The sequence below is a fragment of the Arthrobacter sp. SLBN-53 genome (assembly GCF_006715585.1).
Taxonomy (GTDB): domain Bacteria; phylum Actinomycetota; class Actinomycetes; order Mycobacteriales; family Mycobacteriaceae; genus Mycobacterium; species Mycobacterium neoaurum_A.
On sequence record NZ_VFNN01000001.1, the window covers coordinates 2,721,803 to 2,744,508 of the forward strand.

Consider the following 22,706-nt stretch of genomic DNA (forward strand, 5'->3'; position numbering starts at 1 on the left):
ACCACGGGTTGCAGCGAGCCCGTCGCACGGTGCGGTCACGGTCCGCGGAGCCCGGTGCTGCCGTGCTCGTGGTCGGTGGTGACCCAGTGCCAGAAGTCGGCGTCCTCGGTGATTCTGCGGAACTGCTCGAAAACCTGCTCATCGGACAGCTCGTCACCGTCCGGGTAGGCATCGTCGGGGTAGGCATCGATGAAGGCCAGGTCGTCGCGGTCGACGCTGTCGGACTCCCCTGCGTCATCGGTCTGGAAGTCGCGTGAGTTGCAGCGTGCGGGTTGCGCGCCCCGGATGAGCAGTTCGGGTCGATGGAAGTAGTTGATGCGAGATTGGCCGTGATCCAACGCCGCCGGGGGATGCCATTCGCATTCATTGCGGGCGTTGAACATGGTGGTGTAGCCACCCGGGCGGACCATACGGTTGTCACACCCGCATGCCAGGGTCAGATCATCGACGTTCGTATAACCACCCTCGGCGAAATCACGGTCCCCGTGGTGGACCTGGCAGCGGTACGCCCCGGCCGTGCAGCACGGTTTGGTGCAGCCGCCGTCGCGAGCGATCAGCATGATCCGCTGGGCCGGACTGGCGGTGCGCCGGGCTCGGAAATAGTTCAACGCGGCACCGGTGGCCCCATCGAAGATCGCCAGGTAATGGTTCGCGTGCCCGCCCATGCGAATGACGTCGCGGATCGGGAGTCTCGTCCCACCCCCGGATACACCGACCCCGGCGCGGGACTCCAAGTCCTGCAACGTGGTGCGGATGATGACCGACACGGGCAGTCCGTTGAGTTGGCCCAGATCGGTCATCAACGCGATCCGTCCGATCGCGATCATCGCGTCATGGGTGCGTTGGGCGACGGTGCGGTGATCATTGTCGACCTGAGCCTGGGTGGGCGTGCCGCTGGTACACGGCCGTTCATCGTCAGGGTTACACATGCCCGGTGCGGCGAAGCGCGCCAGCAGCGGTTCCCACACCGCGGCCGCTTCCGGGGTCAGTGATCCGGTGATCACGGCCATGCCGTCGCGACGTTGCGCCCCGATCGCGACACCTCGGCCGCGTTGGCGTTCGGCGTCATCGGGAAGGGGCCCGTCCTGATCGAGCAGGAACAGTTTCAGGGCGGCGGCGTCCTTGAGTTCCTTGGGACCCACCCCGACCGCCAATGTCACCAAGTCGGCTTCGAACGTCTCTCGTTCCGCGAGACCGACGAACCCGGGCAGGTCGGCCATGGCGTCGCGCAGCACCCTGACATGCTCGGCCGTGATCAACCCGCCGGCTTGCGCAGCCGCCACCACGGGTAGGAGCGGGGGCAAGGGCTCACCGGTCAACGCGCGGCGCGGCCCCAACACCGCAGCCTCCTGCAGACGCCGGCCCGCTTCTCCGGGCGACAGACGCCACCGGATCCGCAGTACGGCATTCCAGGATTTGGCGCCCATCTCCCTGGCGCTCGTCTCTTGCTGCAGTTGGTTCAGCAGCCGATGCCCTTGAGCGGGCAGTCGGCAGGTCAGCGTTTCGAACTCGTCGATCAGCGCGACCAACTCACCACGTGACAACGCACCGAGCTCGCAATCGGCGAACGCATCGAGGGCAGCCCGCAGTCCCGCCATCGCTGCCATCACCTTCGCCACCGCCGTCGTCATGATTCGAACATACATTCGACCACCGACAAGTGGCGCGGGCGACGGTCAGGCGGCCACCGCCGGCGGCAGGGCCAGTGCAGCGCGCAGCAGGGTACGCCCGCGATGCAGCCGGGAGAGCACCGTTCCCATCGGGGTGCACATCATCTCGGCGATCTCGCGACAGGAGTAGCCGTCGATGGCCGCGTAGCAGAGCACCTCGCGAAACTGCTCGGGCAACCCGGCCAGCGCCGAGGCCACCGCGTCGTCAGGCATGACCTCCAGCACCTCGGCCTCCGCCGATTTCGCCCCGCGCGCCGCGCTCACCGCGGTGACGTCATCGCAGAGAAACTCCGGGCGCCGCACACTCTTGCGGTAGTTGCCGATATGGGTGTTGGTCATGATCCGAAACAACCAAGCCCGCAGATTCGTGCCACGCTCGAACGCCTCGAAACCGGCGAACGCCTTCAACAACGTCTCCTGCAGCAGCTCCTCGGCATCGGCGCGGTTGCGCGTCAGACGGAACGCGCCGCGGCGCAACACATCCAGATGTTCGCGCACATCGTGGTCGAAAGTGTCAGCGAGGGCGGCATCCATGGTGGGCTCCTTGATGGTCGAAACTGATGGTCAGAGCTGATGGTCGAAGCTGGTGACGCCTGCAATCCTGTCGCGCAGCCGCATTCCACGTCTGCACCGCTGACGCCAAAGGCCGACCACGGCCACCGGTAGCCCTCGATACCCGCTAGCGGTACCGCTCGACCCCACCGACCGGCCCGGCCTGGCCTCGAACGGCCTCGGGCGGTCTCGGTAGACCAACAGCGCGGTCACGGTTACATGACGTTATCCGCAACGTCGACAACGTAATTCGCCACATCCGAGGTGCCATTTGGGCACGCCGGGGACCCGGCCCGGGTTTACCCCCGAACCCGCGGGCACATTTTGACATATCGGACAATTCGATACCCGCCAAGGTCGTTGCGATCGAAACTAGCTGGAAACGGGCCTCGGCACCGCACCCGAGCGCGTCATCTCCCGCCGACGGTCGTCCGCCCGAGTGATCACGGGCGGTTTTGCTGACTCCTCTCGGGGCGCGGGCCACGGTGGCGAACGGTGGCCGAACATCCGGTCCACGACCCGTACTGCGGGAATACTGTTGCGCCGCTTACATTGATCGCCGTCACAGCTTGTTCCGCTCCGGACTGCCAGAGAGGCCGTCATGCTGTCTCCATCATTCCGCCGCGCCGCACGACGAGCACGAATCGTCACACTCATCGCGGCCATGCTGTGTGCAACCTCGGTTCAGATACCCCTCTCACGTGCCGCGGCACCGCCGCGGGTCGACGTCTCGGCACGCGCGCTCGGTATCGCGGAATCGAATCTCTACTTCATGTCTCCGGACGAATTATCCACCGCAATACAGGCTTTCGAGGTCATGGGAGTCACCCAGATCCGGATCTTCCTGCCATGGCGAGCCATAGAGCCGTCGCGGGGTACCTATAACTGGACGATATCCGACCGGATACTCGACGCCGCGGCCGACAAGGGAATCGCAGTGGTCGGCGCGGTGACGAGTACTCCTATCTGGGCCGCCGACAACGGATTCTGGCTGCCGAATGCCGCCCCGCGGGATCCCAGCGATTACGCGTCCTTCATGACGCAGGTGGCCATGCGTTACGGCGCGGGCAGCAGCCGGCCGCGCATCGCGGCCTACGAGATCTGGAACGAACCCAACGCGAACATAGGATGGTCGCCCGAACCCGATGTCGCCGGTTACACGACCCTGCTCAAAACGGCGTATTCCGCGATCAAGACCGTCGAGCCAGGCGCACTGATCATCGGCGGTGTCCTCGGCGCGGGGCTCAGCTTCGGGACGTGGACCATCAATCCGGTCGACTACCTCGCCCAGATGTATGCCAATGGCGCACGCGGCCATTTCGACGCGTTGTCCTTCCACCCGTACAACTTCTCCAGCAGCTTCTCCGCCGGAATGCCGTACGCGAACACCCCGTACCGGCAATATCTGTCGATGCGGCAGTTGATGGACCAAGCCGGCGACACCGACAAGCTGATCTGGACCACCGAATACGGTGTGCCGACCTCAGCGGTGGACGCGACGACGCAGGCGGCCTGGATCATCGACTTCGCCGACACCTGGTCGAAACTGCCCGGCGTCGGACCGATGTTCATCTATTCACTGTCCGACCGCCCGAACGAGACGCCGTGGGGAATCTACGACACCAACTGGGTGGCCAAGCCCGCAGTGTCGGCGATCCATGACTGGATCGCCGAGCACACCGGCGCATCGGTGCTCCGACAGCTCAGTGGAGGCTGATTCGAGTCGACATCCACCGCATGGCTGTCACGGTGTCGACTCACTGACCTGCCCGTCTCGGACCGTCCAATGCCGGTCGAGGCGGACATTCTGCAGCATGCGCCTGTCGTGGGTGACCAGCAGCAACGTCCCGTCATACCCGTCGAGCGCCTGCTCCAGCTGCTCGATGGCGGGCAGGTCCAGATGGTTCGTCGGTTCGTCGAGCACCAGCACGTTGGTACCGCAGGCCTGCAGCAGCGCCATCCCGGCGCGCGTCCGCTCACCCGGCGAGAGGTCATCCACCTCCCGCTCGACATGGTCGGCCCGCAGGCCGAACTTGGCCAACAGCGTGCGCACATCGGCGGTGGGCCAATCCGGCACGTGCTGCTCGAAACGGTCGACCAGTCGCCCGGGACCGGTGAATTCGGTTCGGGCTTGGTCGATCTCGCCGATCGCCACGCTGGCACCCATGCTCGCCCGTCCGCTGTCGGGTGCTCGGCGACCGAGCAGCAGTCGCAGCAGCGTCGACTTTCCCGCACCGTTGGGACCGGTGATCCCGATTCGATCGCCGGCACTGACCTGAAGCGATACCGGACCGAACAGGAAATCGCCCTGCCGCACAGCGGCATCATCCAGCGTCGCCACCACCGAGCTGGAACGCGGTGCCGCACCGATGCTGAACTGCAGTGACCACTCCTTGCGCGGCTCCTCGACCTCTTCCAGACGAGCGATCCGGCTCTCCATCTGCCGGACCTTCTGTGCCTGCTTCTCACTGGATTCCGACTGCGCCCGGCGGCGATTCTTGTCGTTGTCCGGAGCTTTGCGCATCGCGTTACGCACACCCTGGCTCGACCACTCTCGCTGAGTCCGCGCCCGCGCCACCAGATCCGCCTTCCGGTCGGCGAATTCCTCGTACTCCTCGCGGCGATGCCTGCGCGCGACCGCGCGCTCTTCGAGATAACTCTGGTAACCACCGCCGTAGACCGTGGTCTGGTTCTGCGCGATATCGAGTTCCAGCACGCGAGTAACCGTGCGCGTCAAGAACTCCCGGTCATGGCTGACCAGCACGGCCCCGCCACGCAGATCCCGCACGAACTGTTCGAGTCGTTCCAGACCGTCGAGGTCGAGATCGTTGGTGGGCTCATCGAGCAGGACGATGTCGAACCGGGACAGCATCAGGGCCGCCAATCCGACCCGGGCCGCCTGGCCACCCGAAAGAGCCGTCATGAGGGTGGAATCCGGCTCGACGTCCAGTGCCAGATCCGCCAAGACCACCGGCAGCCGCTCCTCCAGGTCGGCCGCACCGGTGGCCAGCCAGTGATCCAGCGCCGTGCCGTAGGCATCGGCGGCGGCATCGGATTCCGACAGTTTCTCCGCCGCGGCCTCCATGGCGGCGGTGGCGGCCGCGCATCCGGTCCGCCGCGCGATATAGGCGGCGACGCTCTCTCCGGCGATACGTTCGTGCTCCTGCGGTAACCAGCCGATGAACGCGTCGGCGGGGGCACGGCTGATCGTGCCGTCCAATGGCGACAGATCTCCCGCGAGGATCCGCATCAGGGTGCTCTTGCCCGCACCGTTGGCCCCGACGACACCGAGCACATCGCCCGGGCTCACCGTCACGTTCACGTTCTCGAACAACGTCCGGTGCGCGTACCCGCCGGCCACGTCCTTGACCACGAGCGTGGCGGTCATGCGGGCACGCTCGCGCCGCAGATACCGCAGATCTCGAACTGCGCGCGCCCCCAGCGCGCGATCGGGACGAAGAACAGGGTGAATTGCCGGTACCGCCGCACCAGCGACCACACAGTGGTGTTGTGACAGCGCGGGCAGGTCCGGACGCCGGCCTCGCCGAGCAACTTCTGTTTGGTGCCGAAGCCGAAGATGAAGAGCACGGCTCCAGCCTAGAGAGACACACCGCCCACCACTGGATCGCCGCTGCACGAGCAGCTCGGCGAGACCATGGTGGCCGGTACCCCTCGATCCCGGATTCCGGCGCCCCGGCCGTTGCGCGTTAGGGTGCTGGAGACAACTTCGGCAAATTTGCAGATAGAAGATGTGAGCCCCACATGATCCCAGCAGCAGAAGCGTCGGCACTCCAAGAACGGGTCGGCCACTACTACCAGATGGACGGTACGTATCTGGTGGGTCGGGAGAAGATCCGCGAGTTCGCGCGCGCGGTGCAGGACAAACACCCGGCGCACTGGGATCTGGACGCGGCCCGCGCACTCGGCTACCCGGGGCTGGTCGCGCCGATGACCTTCACATCTACTCCCGCCATGGCCTGCAACCAGCGCATGTTCGAGCAGATCGTGGTCGGCTACGACATGTACCTGCAGACCGAGGAGGTCTTCGAGCAGCACCGCCCGATCGTGGAAGGTGACGAGCTGACCATCGATGTCGAGCTGACCTCGGTGCGCCACGTCGCCGGCCGCGACCTCATCACCGTCACCAACACCTTCACCGACACCGCGGGCGAGGTGGTGCACACCCTGCACACCACGGTCATGGGCATCGGCGCCGAGGAGGTCGATCCGGCGATCCGGCCCGCGGTGCAGGGCGTGATGATGCACGGCATCAACATGCTCGGCGCCGAGGACTCCGATGCGCCGTACGAGAAGGAGGTCCGGCCGGGGGGCACCGTGACCGTCGCCGACGGCAGCAAGCGCAGGCCCACATCGCGATCATTCGCCGATGTGGCTGTCGGCGACGCGTTGCCGACACAGCAGGCGCGACTGTCACGAGGTGACCTGGTCAACTACGCCGGTGTGTCCGGTGACGCCAACCCACTGCACTGGGACCAGAACATCGCCAAGCTCGCCGGGCAGGACGACGTGCTGGCCCACGGGATGCTCACGATGGGCCTGGGCAACAGCTTCGGTTCGGCATGGTCCGGCGACCCGGGCGCGGCGACCCGCTACGCGGTCCGGCTCTCCCAGCCCGCGATCGTGCCCGCCGTCGGCACCGAGATCGAGTTCACCGGGAAGATCAAATCGCTGGACCCCGAGACACGCAGCGGCGTGGTCGTGGTCGGGGCCAAGTCCGGGGGACGCAAGATCTTCGGTTTGGCGACGCTCAGCGTCCGGTTCAGCTGAGTTCAGTGCTCGTCGACGCCGGCCCGCACGCCGGCCTCGGCGAGCGCGGCAAGCACGGCTTCACGATGCGCGCTGCCCCGAGTTTCCACGGTCAGCATCACCTCCACCTCGTCGAGCCCCAACGTCGGCGCCGTCCGGCGATGGACGACATCGAGCACGCTGGCCCCACTGGCGCTGACGACACTCAGCAATCCGCTGAGCCCGCCCGGCCGGTCGGGGATCACCGCTTTGACGACCAGATACCGGCCGGCCGCTCGCAGCCCGTGGTTCATCACATGGGTCAGGACCAGTGGATCGATATTGCCGCCGGAGAGCACGGCGCACACCGGACCGTCGACCGCCGATGTGCCGGTCATCAGCGCGGCTACCGCGGCGGCTCCGGCGGGCTCGACCAGCAGCTTGGCACGCTCCAGGCATAGCAGCAGTGCACCCGAAAGCGCCTCCTCGGACACCGTCACCACCGAGTCGACGAGTTCGCGCACATGGGTGAAGGGCACCTGCCCCGGTAAGGGGACCGCGATCCCGTCGGCCATCGTCGCCATCGACTGCACCCGAACCGGCGCACCGTGCCCCAGCGATATCGGCCAGGCCGCCGCACCGGCGGCCTGTACGCCGATGACACGGACCCGCGGTGCCAGATGGTGCATCGCCGCGGCGATGCCCGCCACCAGACCGCCGCCGCCGGTCGGCACCAGAATGGTTGCCACGTCCGGTATCTGGCGCAGTATCTCGAGTCCGACGCTGGCCTGTCCCGCGACGATGTCGAGGTGGTCGAAGGGGTGGATCAGCACCGCCCCGGTCTCGGTGGCGAACTCGGCCGCGGCGTCGAGGGCATCGGCCAGCGTTGCCCCCACCAGGTGGACCCGACCACCATAGGCCTTGGTGGCGACCACCTTCGGCAACGCCGCGTTCTCGGGCATGAACACCGTCGACTCGATGCCCAACTCCGTTGCTGCCCAGGCGACCCCTTGCGCGTGGTTGCCCGCGCTGGCCGCCACCACACCGCGTGCGCGTTGCTCACCATCGAGATTCGCGATGCGGTTGTAGGCCCCACGGGGCTTGAACGAGCCGGTCCTCTGCAGGTTCTCGCATTTCAACCACACCTGCCGACCGGTACGTTCGGACAGCACCCGCGATGCGATGACCGGGGTCTCCCGGATCACCGGGGCCAACAGCTCGGCGGCCGCGGTGATCTGCTCGAGAGTTACCAGCGCCGGATCCACCACCCCATCGTTGGCTACCAGACCGACAAGGTCAACGATCCGGCCGCGCTGTTCACCCCGTCGGTATCGGTCGCGACGATCAAGATGGTGCGGGTTGTCCACGCTCCCTGGGTGGCGGAGAAGGTGACCGCCTTGAGGGCATCTTCGTACTGCTGCTTGGTCGCGATACCGGAGAGGGTAAGTGTCCTGGTGCCGGCGTCATAGCTGGCGGTCACCGGGTTGTTCGGCAGTCCCGCGAACACCAAGGTGTCGCCATCCTTGCCGAACGCCGTGACCCGAACCGTCACTTGCTGCAGGTGGCTGGAGTCCGCATCGACGATGGAGACGGCGGCGACAGGGTTCATCGGTGAACTGCCGATGGTGTACGACCGGCCGCCTATCGGGGTGACAAGCGGAACCAACCGCGTCGGTGAGGACACACCGACGGTGACGAATCCCGGTGCGATGTTCTGGATACCGTGCTCGTCGGTCGCCGAGATCGTCAGACCACGAACCAGCGCCGCACCCTGGGTGGCACTGAACGTCACCGCCTTGAGCGCCTCCTCGTACTGAGCCAGCGTCCCCGCACCGACCAACGTCAACGTCCGGGTGTTCTCGTCCCACGTCGCCGTGACCGGATTGCCCGACGGCGCAACATAACCCAACACATCACCGCTCTGGCCCAACGTCGCGATCTTCACCACGACCTTGGACAACTTGCCCGAATCACCATCGACGATATCCACCGCGGACACGATCTTCGACGGATTACCACCGATGGTGAAACCACCACCGGCAATCGGGGTCACCAGCGGCGGAAGGGTCGGAGCGGCAGCGACGTTGACGGTGACGAATCCCGGTGCGATGTTCTCGACACCGTCGGAGTCGATCGCCGAGATCGTCAGACCACGAACCAGCGCCGCACCCTGGGTGGCACTGAACGTCACCGCCTTGAGCGCCTCCTCGTACTGAGCCAGCGTCCCCTCACCGACCAACGTCAACGTCCGGGTGTTCTCGTCCCACGTCGCCGTGACCGGATTACCCGACGGCGCAACATAACCCAACACATCACCGCTCTGGCCCAACGTCGCGATCTTCACCACGACCTTGGACAACTTGCCCGAATCACCATCGACGATATCCACCGCGGACACGATCTTCGACGGATTACCACCGATGGTGAAGCCACCACCGGCAATCGGGGTCACCAACGGGGGAAGGGCGGTGGCCGGCCACACCGCCACGGTCACGAAACCCGGGGCGATATTGGGAACATCATCGGAGTCGGTTGCCGAGAGCGTGATTCCGCGTACCAGCAGCGCGCCCTCGGTTGCCGAGAACGTCACCGCCTTGATCGCCGCCTCATACTCGGCGAGCGTCCCCGTCCCCTCCAGCGTGAGGGTCAAGGTGTCGGGATCCCAGGTCCCGAGGATGGGGCTGTCGGTGGGGGCGGTGTAGGACAGGGTGTCACCGGTTTGCGCCAAGGTGGCGATCTTGATGACGACTCGTTTGAGTGTCGTCGAATCACCGTCGACGATATCGACCGTCGACACGATATGGGCCGGCTGTTCACCGAGTTTGTAGCCACCGCCCACGATCGGGGTCACCAACGGTGGCGCCTGATAGACCGGGTCGACGGTGACCGGAACCGTGATCGTGAGGTTGTCCGCCTCGGCGATGCCGAGGAACCGCGTGACCGTCTCGACCAGCGTCTGGATCTGGCCGAGGACCCCCGGCAGATGCTCGGAGTCGTCGCGCACGACGATCTGGAAGCTGTCCACCAACGGCTGCCCCGTTACCAGTGCGTACGGGGTGTAGACGAACTTGCCGGTGATGAGGTCGCGGTACACCCAGCCCTTTTCGGGCTGGATGATGTCGTAGGTCAGGACATCACCGTTGGGGTCGGTGGCGTTGAGGTCGATGTAGACCTGACCGAGGACGTTCTGTTCGTAGACAATGGGCCCGGCCACCGGTGTCCGATTGACGAAGGTGTGGCTGATCTGCCGAGCGACCCACGCCATCATCGTGTTCACCAGGACATCCAGCGGTGACAGCGCGGGAGCCGACTCGTTGGCCGTGGCGCTTGCCGCGTACATCTTGGGTGTGTCGGTGCCACCGGACACGGCGGAGTCCCGCACCGACGGCGCCGGAGCCACCTCGGTGCCCGGGGCCTGCTCGGCCGGCTCCTGCTCGAGCGGGGCCGGTTCGGACTCCGCGGACTCCGGAATCGACTCCTCGGTCTCGGCAGCTGTGTCGGTGTGCTCCACGGGTGTCGTGACGACCGAGGCCGGTTCGACCGACGCGAGCGGCGGCCGGGACTTGCGGCCGGGATCGGTATCGGTGTCGGTGTCGGTGTCGGTGTCGGTGTCGGTGTCGCCTACCGGCTCGGCGGGGTCGACGATGACATCGGTGGGTTCGTCGGTGTCGATCCCGGTGTCTGTCTCGGTGTCTGTCTCGGTGTCGACGCGTCCGGGATCGATCGCGCCGTCGCCCTCGTCGTCATCAGCCCCGTCATCAGCCTCGTCATCAGCCCAGTCACCGGACCCGCTACCGGCCTGCCCTGCCGATGCACCGCCGGTCGGCGTGTGCCCCGAGTCGGTGTCGCGGTCGGAATCGACGCCGGACCCGGCCTCCGGACCCGTGGCCGGTGAGTTCTTCGTGTCGCTCGCAGATGAGTCGTTCCCGCTGTCGGATCGCGACGGGGACTCGGTGCCGGTATCGGCGTAGGCGGGCTGGGCGGCCCCGGCGATGGCGAAGCCGACGCCCAGCGACACCGCGAGCGCGCCGACGCGGCCGATGTGCAGCGCATACGCCGACGTCCCCTTGCGGGCGTGACGTGGCTGACCTGCGATGTCACCGGACTCCAGGAGTCCCCTGGCCTGCCAGGTCGACTGGTCGCTTCGCGTGACGCGGTGACGGGCCGGGGCTGCGCACATAAGAGTTGTTCTCCAAAGCTCGTTCCGTGCCCCCGTGTCAGTCGGGATTCGCGCGCGCCTCCCCTGCGCCCACGATCCCGTGATGCCGTCGGCCGAACTCCGATGTACCAGGCGTTGTTCGGCCTCCCAGACTGTAGGGGTGATTCCGATACCGAAGTAGCGTTATGAGAAACAAATTTTGCATTCGCAACTATTGAGCAATGCCATCCCTGTGAATATCCTGAGCAAACCAAGGCGATGTCATCTGCCAGCAAATAGTCACATACGTCAAATTGGTCGAGCCCCGTACCGCAGGTCCGCACCCCCAACGGCGGGCCTGCCGCTGACGACCCTTCCGACGCAGCCCACCGGTGTGACCCAAGTCGAGAAACTGCACCGAAAATCTGATTAGCTGTGAAGGCCAGCATCACACTGGCGCGTCGTCACGTCCTGACCACGGATCTATAAAGGAGCCGATCAATGTTGCTCAATGCCCGTCGTGCGGTAGTCGGAATCTTGGGAGCCGGCGCGGTCACCGGCGCGGCACTGCTCGGTGCCGCCCCCTCGGCATTCGCCGAGCCCGTCCCGCCGCCGAACTGCACGGCAGCCGACCTGGCGGGCGTGCAATCCGGTGTGTCGGCGGCGACGTCGGCCTACCTGTTCACCCGCCCCCAGGTGAACGAATTCTTCACCAGCCTGCACGGTCTGCCGCACGACCAGATCGAGCAGAAGGTCAACGATTACTTCAACGCCAACCCGCAGATCGGCGCGGAGCTCAAGAACATTCGCAAGCCGTTGCAGGATGTCCGCCTTCGTTGCGGCGATGTCGACAGCGACGGGGACGTCGATATTCTCTGACCCCCAGCGGATCTCCGTCACAGGGCACCGCCCGACGGGGCACCGAACGCCGAAACCCGGATGAGCGCCGCACGCGCCATCCGGGTTTCGGCGTTTCGGTGGGCGCATGCCGACGAAAAAACAAGCGCCGGCAGCCGCATGACGCGGATGCCGGCGCTCGCCGAAAACTGGGGTCAGAGAATCCCGATGCCCCCGTAGCCACCGTAGCCCCAGGGCCACATGCCCCACTGGGTCTCGCCGAGCTCGCCGGGCGAGCTGGTGATCTGAGCGTTGCCCGGGGTCTGGCACACGGTGCTGGATCCGGAGACGATGCTGCCGGCCTGCGTGCAGCTGGGTTCGGCAGATGCCATCGGGGCGGCCATGATTGCGCCGACAGCACCTGCGCCGGCGAGCAGGGCAGCAACGGTCAAACGTGACGTGATCACAAGGGTCCTTTCATCGGATAGATGAAAGCGTACAGCGAATCGTCAGGAATCGGGGCTGTGTACAACAAGGTTCATTCATCGGTGACCGGCCGGGAGCGCGGGATGAAAACCGCGATCACCGTGCACAGCGCGGCGGCACCGAGGCCGAAGAGGAAGGCCGCGTGGAATCCCGTGGCGCTCGGAACCGGCACGCCCTGCACCACTTCCGCCGATCGGGTGAGCACCGCGGCGATCACGGCGGCGGCGGTGGCCGTACCGAGCGAACGCATCAGGGTGTTGAGCCCGTTGGCAGCACCGGTTTCCGATGCCGGGACCGCCCGCATGATCAGCGTCGGCATGGCGGCATAGCCGAGCCCTATTCCGATGCCGATGAGGATGTTGATGACGAGGATGTGCCCGGCATGCAGATCGGAGAGCACCGCCACCACATAACCGGAACCCATGATCGCCGCGCCGGCGATCAACAGCGGTTTGGGTCCCCACAGCGCGATCAGTCGACCCGAGATGGGGGACATCGCCAGCATCGCGAGACCGGCCGGCATCAGATACAGGCTCGCCTGCAGCAGCGGCATGCCCAGCCCGCCCGCTTCGACCGGCAACTCAAGGAGTTGGGGAAAGGCGATCTGCGAAGAGAACAGCGCGAAGCCCATGGCGATCGAGGCCAGGTTGGTCAGCAGGACCGGGGCGCGGGCGCTGACCCGCAGATCCACCAGCGGTTCCCGGACGCGCAGCTCCAGCCATCCCCAGATCAGCAGGACGATCATGCCGCCGACCAGGGACCCCAGTGTCGATGGCGATGTCCATCCCCACTGGTTGCCCTGCGAAATGGCAAGCAGCACACCGGACAGCCCGATCGCCAACCCAAGGATGCCGATCCCGTCGACGCGGCCACCTGCTCGTATCCCGCTCGCGGGCACCAGGGTCCACATCAGGGTGAAAGCGATCGCGCCGAGGCCGGCGGCGAGCCAGAACAGCACATGCCAGTCGAAGTGCTCGGTGACGAAGGCGCTGATCGGCAGCCCGAGTGCGCCACCGACGCCGAGTGTGGCGCTGACCAGGGCGATACCCGAGCCGAGCCGCTCGGCCGGGAGGGTATCGCGCAGGATGGCGATACCGAGCGGGATGACGCCCATGCCGACACCCTGCAATCCCCTACCGACGATCAGCGGAACCACCGTCGAGGACAGTGCAGCGACGACCGAACCGAACATCAGGACACCGAGCAGGCTCAGCGCGATTCGGCGCTTGCCGTACATATCGCCGAGCTTCCCGGAGATCGGCGTGCAGATGGCGGCGACCAGCAGGGTGATGGTGATGACCCACGCGGTCTGGCCGCTGGACGCGTCGAGCAGCTGCGGCAACTCACCCTGGATCGGGATGAGGATGGTCTGGGTGAAGGCCGCCGTCATCCCGGCAAAGGCCAGCGCCCCGACGACCGGCCCGCTGCGCGCACCGGGCACCGGCGGACCGGGCGGAGTGTCGACCGCTGCCCGGGTATCGACTGTCATCAACGTCCTCCCTCACCTGGCCCGAGTCACGCTACCGTCGCGTGAGACTGAGTATCAAGTTGAAGCCGCAGTTTCTCTTCTGATATTCCGCATCAGTTGCGTTAGTCTTGCCCCATGGCCGCCGGAGTACGGGAGCGCGCACGGCTAGCCCTGCGCACCGAGATCGCGCAGGCGATGAGCGAGCTGTTCGCCCGTCGGGGCTTCGATGCGGTGACGGTCGAAGAGGCCGCCGGCGAGGTCGGCATCTCCAGGGCCACCTTCTTCCGGTACTTCGGGTCCAAGGAGGACGCCGTCCTGGCGGCCATCGAGGCGTCCTCGATCGACTACGTCGCCGCTTTGCGGGATCTCCCCGCCAGGGCCGATGAAACCCCGTGGCAGCTGATACAGCGGGCCTTCACCGACGCGCTGACCCATATCGACGAGCACTCCGAGCTGGAGCGCTCGCGGGTGCAGATGATCAACGCCACCGTGTCACTGCGCACCAGGATGGCGCAGCGTCGTTTCGCCTACGAGGACGCGCTCACCCCGGTGCTGGCCGCCCGCATCGACACGCCCGAGGCGGCCCGGCCGGTCATCGCCGCCGCCCTGGCCTGCCTCGATCTCGCGTGGCGCCGATGGGCGGCGGGTACGGCGCGCACCATGGCCGAATCCGTCGACACGGTGTTCGCCCACCTCGGCTCGGCACCATAACCGGTGAGAGATCTGAGCCCGTTGCCGCGATACTGAGCACTCGCCCGCCACGACGAGCTTTCCGGAGGATCCGAGCCGCCCATGACGACTGTCGCCATCTACCTCGTCGTGACGTTCGGGCTGGGCGGACTCGCCATGGCCTTCCGGCTTCCCCCGCTGGTCGGATTCCTGGCAGCCGGTTTTGTCATCAATGCCCTCGACGTGGAGCACATTCCGCAGTTGGAGATCCTGGCCGATCTGGGCGTCACCCTGCTGCTGTTCGCCATCGGGCTGAAGCTCGACGTGCGGATCCTGCTCCGCCGCGAGGTGTGGCTGACCACATCGGTGCACATGCTGATCAGCGTCGTGTTCGGCGGTGCCGCACTCTGGCTGGCGGCCGTGGCCGGGATGTCCATGCTGACCGGGCAGAGCCTGCAGACCATCGCGCTGCTGGCCTTCGCACTGTCCTTCTCCAGCACCGTTTTCGTGGTCAAGGTGCTGGAGGAGCGCGGTGAATCCCACGCGCTGTACGGCCGCGTCGCGATCGGCATCCTGGTCATGCAGGACATCGTCGCGGTGGTGTTCCTGACCGCGACCAGTGGTCACCTGCCCAGCCCGTGGGCATTGGCGCTGGTCGGCCTGTGGCCGCTGACGCGGGTGCTGCGCAAGATCTGGACCCGGCTCGGGCACGGCGAGATGCAGTCGCTGTTCGGCATCGTGATGGCCTTCGTCCCCGGCTACGCCCTGTTCTCGGCCGTCGGCCTCAAGGGTGACCTGGGTGCGTTGATCATCGGCGTCCTGTTGGCATCGCATTCGGCATCCTCGGAACTGGCCCGTTCGCTGTTCCACATCAAGGAGCTGCTGCTGGTCGGATTCTTCGTGTCGATCGGGCTGACCGGACTTCCCGATCTCCCGACCATCGGCGTGGCGATGCTCATGGTGCTGCTGCTGCCGTTCAAGGCAGGCTGGTACGTCGCCCTGCTGTCGCTGATGCGGCTGCGGCACCGCACCTCGCTGCTGGCCGGCCTCAGCCTGATGAACTACTCCGAGTTCGGGCTCATCGTGGTGTCGGTCGGCGTCTCGGCAGGCATGCTGGCGCCCGCCTGGCTCGTGGAGATGTCCATCGCGGTGGCGCTGAGCTTCGTGGTCTCAGCCTTGGTGAACGGTCGCGGGCACCTGATGGTGGAGAAGATCGCCGCCCGGCTGCCCGCCCAGGACGAACAGAAACTGCAGCCCGAGGAGCGCCCGGTCGATGCCGGCGACGCCGAGGTCGTGGTGATCGGCATGGGTCGCGTCGGGTTCGCCGCCTATCAACGCCTTACCGATCACTACGGCTTGCGGGTGGTCGGTGTCGACTACGACGGGCGTCGCATCCAGCGGCTCGCCGAGGATGGGCTGCGGGTCGTCGAGGGTGATGCCACCGACCTGGACTTCTGGCACCGGCTGCGGCATTCGGAATCGGCGCGCATCGCCATCCTGGCCATGCCTCGGCACGGCGCCAACGTCACCGCACTCGACTGCCTGCGCGAGTCCGGTTTCAGCGGCACCGTTGCCGCGGTGGCCCGCTACGACGACGAGGTGGCGTGGGCCAAGGAGCAGGGCGTCGAGATCGCCTTCAACGTCTATGCCGGCGCCGGACTGGAGCTGGCCGATCAGGTGGGTGGTGGCCCCGCCCCGGCGACGGTCGATCCAGATCTCGACCCAGAACCCGAAGCCGTCGAGGACCAGAAACCGCGCTGAAGCCATACCGAAGGCCGACAGTGCACATCATCCGGCCGAATCATCGGCTAGAGAATGTCCACGACACCGTCGCCGTTGGTATCTCCGCATCGAATCTTGGCTTCCTGCAGTGGTTTACGTATTCCTTTGAGCTCAGCAGCCATCTGCGGGTTCGCGGCGAAGAAGGCATCGACCTTTGCCTGCTTCTGCTCATCGGGCAACGGATGCAGACTGGTGAAGAAGTCGTTGGCCTGTTGGTGGGTGAACAGGTAGGCCGACGTCGAAGCAGACACCCCGGACGCAATGCCGGCGAGGTCCGCCGCGGTGCAGTGGTCGGGCGCGTGCGGAGGCTCGGCCATGGCAGGCGGGGCTGCCGCCACACCAGCAATGGCGGCAGCACCCAAGGCTCCGATCGCAAGACGGCGCGTGGCATTCAACACTGTTGTCTCCTATCACAATTGACGACCTCTCAGCGCTACTGTAGGCCACCGTGGCAGAACAGGAACCTGGCAGAAGACTGCAGGATTCCTTCACACACGCTGGCTGATTTCGCCAGGCGCCGTGCCGGTTCGCTATCGCGACCTATGATCGCTGCACCGAGGAAAGGTATGAGATATGAAGGCTCGCTTGGCCATCGCCGCCCTGCTCACCGCAACCGGTATCTGCGGACCCGTCTTGGTCGCGCCATTGGCGGCAGCCGATGAGCCCGACATACCGTCCTGCACCAACGCGGGCAACATCGTCTCCGGATCGTCGACGGTATGCCAGAGTCCCGGTGATGCTCAGCTCACCAGTTCCCCGGGCGAGCTGGGTCAGACCCAGTTCGGAATGTGGCCCTGGAGTGGAGGTATCGGAATACTCTGAACCGCCCGGACAGCACGCTTCTGTGCAGATCGGGCCTCTCCGCCGCGCTGTCCGATGGCTCGAATTTCATTGGCGGAAGGGAAGATGCCGCGCCGGTCGCCACATACAGCGAGGGCGCCCGCATTGCGGGCGCCCTCGCTGTATGTGCTGTGCTGAAGTCAGTGCCGAACGGAGGTGTCGACCTGGGGCACCTTGACCGTCGGGTAGAGCTGGTTGAACCACGGGTAGTAGTCGTTGTTGTCCGGGTAGTAGATACCGTCGGTCTGCGGCACCATGTCCAGGGGTGCCTGCGCCTGTGCGGGACCCGCCAGTCCGACGACCGCTGCGGTGAATGCTCCGGCGATCATGCCCGCCAATCCGATCTTCTTCATCGGTCTCGCCTCTTTCTTGTGACTGCTGTTCCGATATCCGCTTCAACAGCACCCGCGGGCGATTTGATTCCCGCCGTCAGCCATAGAGATGTAGAGCACGCGCCGCCTCGGTGGCGATCCGGCCGGCGAGCGATCCGATGGGCGGACCGCCCGGCTGATGGATGACGTTGGCCAGCACGACGATGTAGGTGTCCGAGCCGGGATCGATCCACAACGAGGTACCCGTGAAGCCGGTGTGACCGAAACTGCCGACGGGCAGCAGCGACCCGCGCGGTGCGGAATACGCGGTGTCGACATCCCAGCCGAGGGCGCGCACATTTCCGTCGGGCAGCTCCTGGCCACGCGTCATGAATTCCGCCGACGCCCGTGTCAACGGGAACGGACTTCCACGGCCGGCCAGCCGGTCGAGCAGGGCTTGGGCGAACCGGCCGACATCGGTAGCGGTGGTGAAGACACCGGCATTGCCCGTCGCGCCGCCCATCCGGCGGGCGGTCGGGTCATGGACGGTGCCGCGCAGCAGGTACCCGAAGTCGGGGTTGCGTCCCGGGGTGTCCCCATCGTGCGAGGTCGGTGCGATACGCGCCAGCAGGTCGGTCGACCAGGTCCCTGGCGCACACCGCTGCGCTCGGGGGCCGTCCGGTTCTGCCACCACAGCGCCGCCGCGCACACCGTGCGGCCCACAGGCCTTCGCGATGGGTAGGTAGCGGGTGTCGGCCATGGCCAGCGGCGCGAAAACCGCAGAGTCGGCCTGCTCGTCGATATCGCGACCGGTCAACTTCTCGACGATCGCCCCGAGCAGGATGAAGCCGATATCCGAGTAATGGAAGCCTTGGCCGGGTTCGGTCACCACCCACGCGCCCTGAGCCCTGCGGAGACCCTCGGGCTTGTCCGGTTTCTCCAGCCCCCAGGGACCGTCCAGGCTCAGGTCCCCCGCGATACCCGAGGAGTGGGTGAGCAGCATCCGCACGGTCACCAGCGCGCGGCGCGGATCACCGGTCGGGTTGAACCCTGGCAGATAGGTCTGCACCGGTTCGTCGAGGTCCACCCTGCCCTGCTCGCGTAGTTGCATGACGGCCGTGGCCGTGGCCAGGCTCTTTGTCAGCGAGGCCAGATCGAAGAGGGTGTCGGTGGTCATCGGCTCCGCGGGCGCCGGGATCCCGTCCAGACCCGGTTCGCCGGCCAGCCTCCGGTCACCGAAGGCACGGCGGAAGACCACGGTGCCGCCGTGCCCCACCTGAACCACCGCGCCCGGTAGCCGGTGCGCGGCGATCGCCTCCTCGACCGCCCCGCTCAGTGCGGAGAAGGCGGCGGGCGCAATGGGAGCGGGTGGTGGGCTCGGATTTTCGGTCTCGCCGGGCGCAGGCGAGTCGACGGAAGACGAGGCAGACGAGGACGTGGCCGACGAGGACGTGTCGGCCGACCGCGGGCGATCCTGGTGGCCACAGGCGGAGACTGCCACGATGGCGCACACGATGCCGATGGTGGCCACGACGCGGCAGAGCGGGACAAGGTTCGCCATCGATGGACCACGACCTGTCGGGAAACGGTTGACGCAGAGTCGGCGACCCCTCGACGCCGACTGCTGCACGTAGCATCATAAACGATTACGTACACAATTGAGGCATGTGGAGTGCCGGGGGGTGCACAGTGGCTGCCAAGTTGCCGCCGGGACGGCACCGTCTGACGCGCGAAGAGGTCGCCGCCGACCAGCGCCGCCGGATGATCGCCGCGCTTGGCGAAGTGTTGCAGGACAAGGGTTTTGCGGGCACCACGGTCACCGACATATCCGAGCGGGCCCGGGTGTCCAAGCAGACCTTCTACGAGCACTACGACAGCAAGCAGGCCTGCTTCCTCGATGCCTACGCACGCATCCACGACCGGGTCAGCCTCGCCGCCGGCACACTGCCGGAGAAGTCGACCCCCTTGGATGTGTTCAGCGCGGTCCTGACGAACTATCTGGACACCCTGTCTCGCGACCCGGCGATGGCGCGCGTCTACCTCGTCGAGGTATATGCCGCGGGGCCCGAAGCCCTGCACGCCCGGATGCGCTTGCAGCAGCGCACGGTCGACAGCGTGCAGGAGGTATTCGGGATCGACGACGACGAAGGCCGGTTCGCGTGCCGCGCCCTGGTCGCGGCGATCGCCTCGTTGGCGACCCACGAGTTGGCCGACAGCGACTCCGGCGACGTCCGGTCACTGCATGCACCCCTGGTGGCGTTGGCGCAGCGACTGTTCGGCGCCTAACATCCCTGCACGGTTGCGGCGGCCGCGTCATCCAACACATCGGCGATCTCTCCGCGGCGCCGCCACGCGGCCTGTTGGCGCATCGCGCCGTTGCCTACGCCGTAGACCCGTTCCAATTCGTCTGCCACGAATTCGAGATCGCCGACGGTACGCAGTGCGGGCGCGAGGTGATCGACCATCGACCTGAGTAGATCGATCGCCGGTGCGCAGCCGTGTCCCCCGAGGTCGACCGCCTCACCGGCCAAACCGTCGTGCGCCGACCGCCAGTACGCCGCGTTCAGCTCATGCCCCGAAAACTGCACCACCGGGGTGCCGCGGCCGTCGTCGTCGAGGGCGGTCATCACCGCCGCCCTGATCAGCGCGGCGTGTAACACCGTCTCGGCGACGGTCGCCGGCACATCGGCCACCCGCACCTCGACGGTGGGGAAGTTCGCCGACGGTCTGACATCCCAATAGACCATCCCGTCGTCGAGCATCGCTCCGGATTCCACCATCATCTGCACCGCACCGTCGTAGTCATCGGCCGATGCGAAATACGGCGTCGGGCCTGCGCTGGGCCAGCGCGACCACAGGATGTGACGCCAACTCGCGTGCCCGCTGTCGGCGTTGCGGTAGATCGCCGAATTGGCGGTGAGCGCCAACAGCAACGGCAGCCAGCGACGCAATCGGTTGCTCACCCGGATCGCGGCATCACGATCCGGAACCGCCACGTGCACATGGCAACCGCTGATCCCCTGCTCTCGGGCGATCATCCCGAACCGGGATGCGATCTGCCGGTACCGCGGCGTATCGGTGACCGGGAAGTGCTCGGGCAGGGTCGGCGGCAGCCCGACGGCCAACAACCGGGCGCCGGCGGCGTCGGCCGCATCGGCGGCCCCGCGCCGCAGCCTGCGCAACTGCGACCGCAAGTCCGCGGGATCGTCACAGACCTTCGTGGCGGTCTCGACCTGGCAGCTGGTCAGTTCGAGTTGTAGGTCGACACCGCGACGCTCGGCGTGCTCGGCGACCTCACGGTTGACCGGCAGCGGCGCCCCCGAGTGCGGATCTATCAGGAGGAATTCCTCCTCGACGCCAAATGTTGGGTGACTGGTCATGGTGAGACCTCAGGTGCCCTCGAACCGGGAACCGGAAACACCGACTACGGGTTTTCCGTGGTCCGCGCGGCCCGATCCGGATGTCACTGTCGAGGTATCTCATCGAGGAAAGGGATGCGCGATGCCTACCACCCAGATCGTTGTCATCGGCGGCGGATACGCCGGTGTGCTGGCCGCCAACAGAGTGCTCCGACGGGCCGATGTCGACGTCGCGCTGGTCAATCCGCGTCCGGAGTTCGTCGAACGCATCCGGCTGCACCAGCTGGTGGCCGGTAACGACGACGCCGTCGCGGACTACGCCACGGTGTTGTCACCGCGGGTGCGGCTGATCGTGGACTCGGCCGACGAGATCGACGCCGATGCCCGCAAGATCCGGCTCGCATCCGGATCGTCGTTGGCATACGACCACCTCATCTACGCCGTCGGCAGTACCGCCGCGGTGCCAGCCTCGGTACCGGGGGCGGCCGAATTCGCCTATCCGCTGGGCGAATTGGAGGCCGCTCGCGCATTGGCCACCAGGATGGCCGACCTGGCGCCGTCGGCACCGATCGTGGTCGTCGGCGGCGGCCTCACCGGTATCGAGGCGGCCGCCGAGTTCGCCGAGAGCGGCCGCGCGGTCACCGTCGTCACCGATGCGTTCGGGCCGTCGCTGGCCGCGGGTGGCCGTCGTTCGGTGGCCGCGCGGCTGCACAAGCTCGGTGTCGGCGTCGTGGAGAACGCCAGGGTGGCCGCCGTCACCACCGATCACGTGTCACTCGCCGACGGCCGCGAGGTGCCCGCCGCGGTGACGGTGTGGACCGCCGGGTTCGGCCTCCCGAGCCTGGCCGCCACCAGCGGATTGGCCACCGACCCCCTCGGCCGTCTGGTCACCGACGAGACACTGACCAGCGTCAGCCATTCGTCCATCGTCGCGGCCGGAGACGCGGCCGCACCCTCGGCGCTGCCGTTGCGGATGAGCTGCCAGCTCGCCATGCCGCTGGCGGCGCAGGCCGCCGACACCGTGCTGGCCCACATCGAGGGCAGGCAACCCCGCGTGCTCAACCCGGCGTCGGTGGGTCAATGCATCAGCCTGGGCAGGCACGCGGGCACCATCCAGCTGTCCCGCTTCGACGACACCGCCATCGGATTGCACATCGGGGGCCGCCTGGCCGCCACCATCAAGGAATCCGTGTGCGCCGGGACGCTGAACTTCCTGGCCAAGGAGGCACGCAAACCGGGCAGTTACTTCTGGCCGCGCGGCGGCAAGCGGGCCGAACAACTCTCCGCCCGCCCGGTTCACCCGTAGGTGGCGTCGACGAACCGACTGCGCACCGCGGGCGACGGGATGGGGCAGGTGTCGTACTGCCCGCCCACGTGATAGCGCACCTTGGCGAACGCGGCGTACAACCGGTCCCGCAGGAACGCCGGGATCACCCGCGCGGCCGATGCCAGCTTCCAGTACCCGCCGAGGTAATCCGCGACCGCCAGCATCGCCGCCGATTCGGTGCTGACCGTCTCGGCGCGCCCGCCCGGGTCACCGACGAAGACGACCGAGTCCCGGCCGGCGAGGTGGGGGTGGCGCGCGATGACGCCCCTGGCGAAATCGCTGTCCAGTGCGGCGAAGCGCAGAGTTCCGCGACTGTCGAAACGCAGGATGGTGCGCACGGCGCCGTTGCAGACCCCGCACACACCGTCGTAGAGCAACACAGGTGCGTTCGATTTGGTCGAAGTGCTCATCGGGTCCTCCGGTGGATACCTGACATGTTCACCGGGTTCCCACACCCGCGGCCGAGAAACCGGATGTGGATCACCATGCCGGCGCGCGAGGGGTGCCTGATCGGCTGTGCG

The 22,706-nt window shown here is 66.7% G+C and carries 21 protein-coding genes; 8 read left to right on the top strand and 13 right to left on the bottom strand.

Translation table 11 applies throughout. From position 1 onward, the window contains the following. Positions 1 to 35: 35 nt before the first annotated feature. Entirely contained in the window at positions 36 to 1,631 is a 1,596-nt protein-coding gene (locus tag FBY28_RS13100) for a DUF222 domain-containing protein (RefSeq protein ID WP_216847660.1), read from the bottom strand. Positions 1,632 to 1,676: 45 nt separating this feature from the next. After that, positions 1,677 to 2,204, bottom strand: coding sequence for a sigma-70 family RNA polymerase sigma factor (locus FBY28_RS13105; protein WP_141867401.1), 528 nt, complete (start codon positions 2,202 to 2,204; stop codon positions 1,677 to 1,679). A 619-nt stretch (positions 2,205 to 2,823) separates the two neighbouring features. Between FBY28_RS13105 and FBY28_RS13110 the strand changes: the two genes are divergently transcribed. Continuing rightward, positions 2,824 to 3,939 (top strand): cellulase family glycosylhydrolase, encoded by a 1,116-nt coding sequence (locus FBY28_RS13110; RefSeq protein ID WP_141867403.1) that lies wholly within the window; start codon positions 2,824 to 2,826, stop codon positions 3,937 to 3,939. Positions 3,940 to 3,966: 27 nt separating this feature from the next. Here FBY28_RS13110 and abc-f read toward each other — a convergent pair whose 3' ends face one another. Further along, the gene (gene abc-f / locus FBY28_RS13115) at positions 3,967 to 5,610 is read right to left on the bottom strand and encodes a ribosomal protection-like ABC-F family protein (RefSeq protein ID WP_141867405.1); all 1,644 of its coding nucleotides are present in this window, start codon (positions 5,608 to 5,610) and stop codon (positions 3,967 to 3,969) included. Then, positions 5,607 to 5,810, bottom strand: coding sequence for a zinc-ribbon domain-containing protein (locus FBY28_RS13120; RefSeq protein WP_141867407.1), 204 nt, complete (start codon positions 5,808 to 5,810; stop codon positions 5,607 to 5,609). The genes abc-f and FBY28_RS13120 overlap by 4 nt, the downstream gene beginning before the upstream one ends. A 174-nt stretch (positions 5,811 to 5,984) precedes the next feature. On the opposite strand from FBY28_RS13120, the gene FBY28_RS13125 reads away from it, so the two are divergent. After that, positions 5,985 to 7,010 carry a fused (3R)-hydroxyacyl-ACP dehydratase subunits HadA/HadB gene (locus FBY28_RS13125; protein WP_141867409.1) on the top strand — a complete coding sequence of 342 codons (1,026 nt, stop codon included), beginning with the start codon at positions 5,985 to 5,987 and terminating at the stop codon, positions 7,008 to 7,010. Between the two features lie 2 nt (positions 7,011 to 7,012). Here the strand turns inward: FBY28_RS13125 and ilvA are convergent, their stop codons facing one another. Then, positions 7,013 to 8,233, bottom strand: coding sequence for a threonine ammonia-lyase (gene ilvA / locus FBY28_RS13130; RefSeq protein WP_286178031.1), 1,221 nt, complete (start codon positions 8,231 to 8,233; stop codon positions 7,013 to 7,015). A gap of 14 nt (positions 8,234 to 8,247) precedes the next feature. Next, positions 8,248 to 11,148, bottom strand: coding sequence for a ribosomal eL19 family protein (locus tag FBY28_RS13135; RefSeq protein ID WP_141867413.1), 2,901 nt, complete (start codon positions 11,146 to 11,148; stop codon positions 8,248 to 8,250). A 459-nt stretch (positions 11,149 to 11,607) separates the two neighbouring features. On the opposite strand from FBY28_RS13135, the gene FBY28_RS13140 reads away from it, so the two are divergent. After that, positions 11,608 to 11,985 (top strand): heme-binding protein, encoded by a 378-nt coding sequence (locus FBY28_RS13140; protein WP_019514250.1) that lies wholly within the window; start codon positions 11,608 to 11,610, stop codon positions 11,983 to 11,985. 173 nt (positions 11,986 to 12,158) lie between these two features. On the opposite strand, the gene FBY28_RS13145 is transcribed toward FBY28_RS13140, so the two are convergent. Beyond that, complete coding sequence (locus FBY28_RS13145; RefSeq protein ID WP_019514249.1) at positions 12,159 to 12,410, bottom strand: hypothetical protein; 252 nt, start codon at positions 12,408 to 12,410, stop codon at positions 12,159 to 12,161. A 71-nt stretch (positions 12,411 to 12,481) separates the two neighbouring features. Continuing rightward, the gene (locus tag FBY28_RS13150; protein WP_174241620.1) at positions 12,482 to 13,918 is read right to left on the bottom strand and encodes an MFS transporter; all 1,437 of its coding nucleotides are present in this window, start codon (positions 13,916 to 13,918) and stop codon (positions 12,482 to 12,484) included. 114 nt (positions 13,919 to 14,032) lie between these two features. Here FBY28_RS13150 and FBY28_RS13155 point away from each other — a divergent pair, with 114 nt between their 5' ends. Together FBY28_RS13155 and FBY28_RS13160 are read left to right on the top strand one after the other, a co-directional pair. Continuing rightward, the gene (locus tag FBY28_RS13155; protein ID WP_141867415.1) at positions 14,033 to 14,608 is read left to right on the top strand and encodes a TetR family transcriptional regulator; all 576 of its coding nucleotides are present in this window, start codon (positions 14,033 to 14,035) and stop codon (positions 14,606 to 14,608) included. 81 nt (positions 14,609 to 14,689) lie between these two features. Continuing rightward, on the top strand, positions 14,690 to 16,327 hold the full coding sequence (locus FBY28_RS13160; RefSeq protein ID WP_141867417.1) for a cation:proton antiporter domain-containing protein: 1,638 nt from the start codon (positions 14,690 to 14,692) through the stop codon (positions 16,325 to 16,327). Positions 16,328 to 16,374: 47 nt separating this feature from the next. Here the strand turns inward: FBY28_RS13160 and FBY28_RS13165 are convergent, their stop codons facing one another. After that, complete coding sequence (locus FBY28_RS13165) at positions 16,375 to 16,746, bottom strand: heme-binding protein (RefSeq protein WP_141867418.1); 372 nt, start codon at positions 16,744 to 16,746, stop codon at positions 16,375 to 16,377. 175 nt (positions 16,747 to 16,921) lie between these two features. Here FBY28_RS13165 and FBY28_RS13170 point away from each other — a divergent pair, with 175 nt between their 5' ends. Then, positions 16,922 to 17,170: a hypothetical protein gene (locus tag FBY28_RS13170; protein WP_141867420.1), complete on the top strand. Its 249-nt coding sequence runs from the start codon at positions 16,922 to 16,924 to the stop codon at positions 17,168 to 17,170. Between the two features lie 158 nt (positions 17,171 to 17,328). Here FBY28_RS13170 and FBY28_RS13175 read toward each other — a convergent pair whose 3' ends face one another. Beyond that, on the bottom strand, positions 17,329 to 17,541 hold the full coding sequence (locus FBY28_RS13175; RefSeq protein WP_019514243.1) for a hypothetical protein: 213 nt from the start codon (positions 17,539 to 17,541) through the stop codon (positions 17,329 to 17,331). Between the two features lie 76 nt (positions 17,542 to 17,617). Beyond that, positions 17,618 to 19,060 (bottom strand): serine hydrolase domain-containing protein, encoded by a 1,443-nt coding sequence (locus tag FBY28_RS13180; RefSeq protein ID WP_216847661.1) that lies wholly within the window; start codon positions 19,058 to 19,060, stop codon positions 17,618 to 17,620. A 128-nt stretch (positions 19,061 to 19,188) separates the two neighbouring features. On the opposite strand from FBY28_RS13180, the gene FBY28_RS13185 reads away from it, so the two are divergent. Further along, on the top strand, positions 19,189 to 19,785 hold the full coding sequence (locus FBY28_RS13185; RefSeq protein ID WP_160145481.1) for a TetR/AcrR family transcriptional regulator: 597 nt from the start codon (positions 19,189 to 19,191) through the stop codon (positions 19,783 to 19,785). Here FBY28_RS13185 and FBY28_RS13190 read toward each other — a convergent pair. Beyond that, positions 19,782 to 20,879 carry a glutamate--cysteine ligase gene (locus FBY28_RS13190; RefSeq protein ID WP_141867424.1) on the bottom strand — a complete coding sequence of 366 codons (1,098 nt, stop codon included), beginning with the start codon at positions 20,877 to 20,879 and terminating at the stop codon, positions 19,782 to 19,784. The genes FBY28_RS13185 and FBY28_RS13190 overlap by 4 nt on opposite strands. Positions 20,880 to 21,000: 121 nt before the next feature. Between FBY28_RS13190 and FBY28_RS13195 the strand changes: the two genes are divergently transcribed. Then, the gene (locus tag FBY28_RS13195; protein ID WP_141867426.1) at positions 21,001 to 22,164 is read left to right on the top strand and encodes an NAD(P)/FAD-dependent oxidoreductase; all 1,164 of its coding nucleotides are present in this window, start codon (positions 21,001 to 21,003) and stop codon (positions 22,162 to 22,164) included. On the opposite strand, the gene FBY28_RS13200 is transcribed toward FBY28_RS13195, so the two are convergent. Continuing rightward, positions 22,155 to 22,595 carry a thiol-disulfide oxidoreductase DCC family protein gene (locus FBY28_RS13200; RefSeq protein WP_141867428.1) on the bottom strand — a complete coding sequence of 147 codons (441 nt, stop codon included), beginning with the start codon at positions 22,593 to 22,595 and terminating at the stop codon, positions 22,155 to 22,157. The genes FBY28_RS13195 and FBY28_RS13200 overlap by 10 nt on opposite strands. Positions 22,596 to 22,706: the final 111 nt, after the last annotated feature.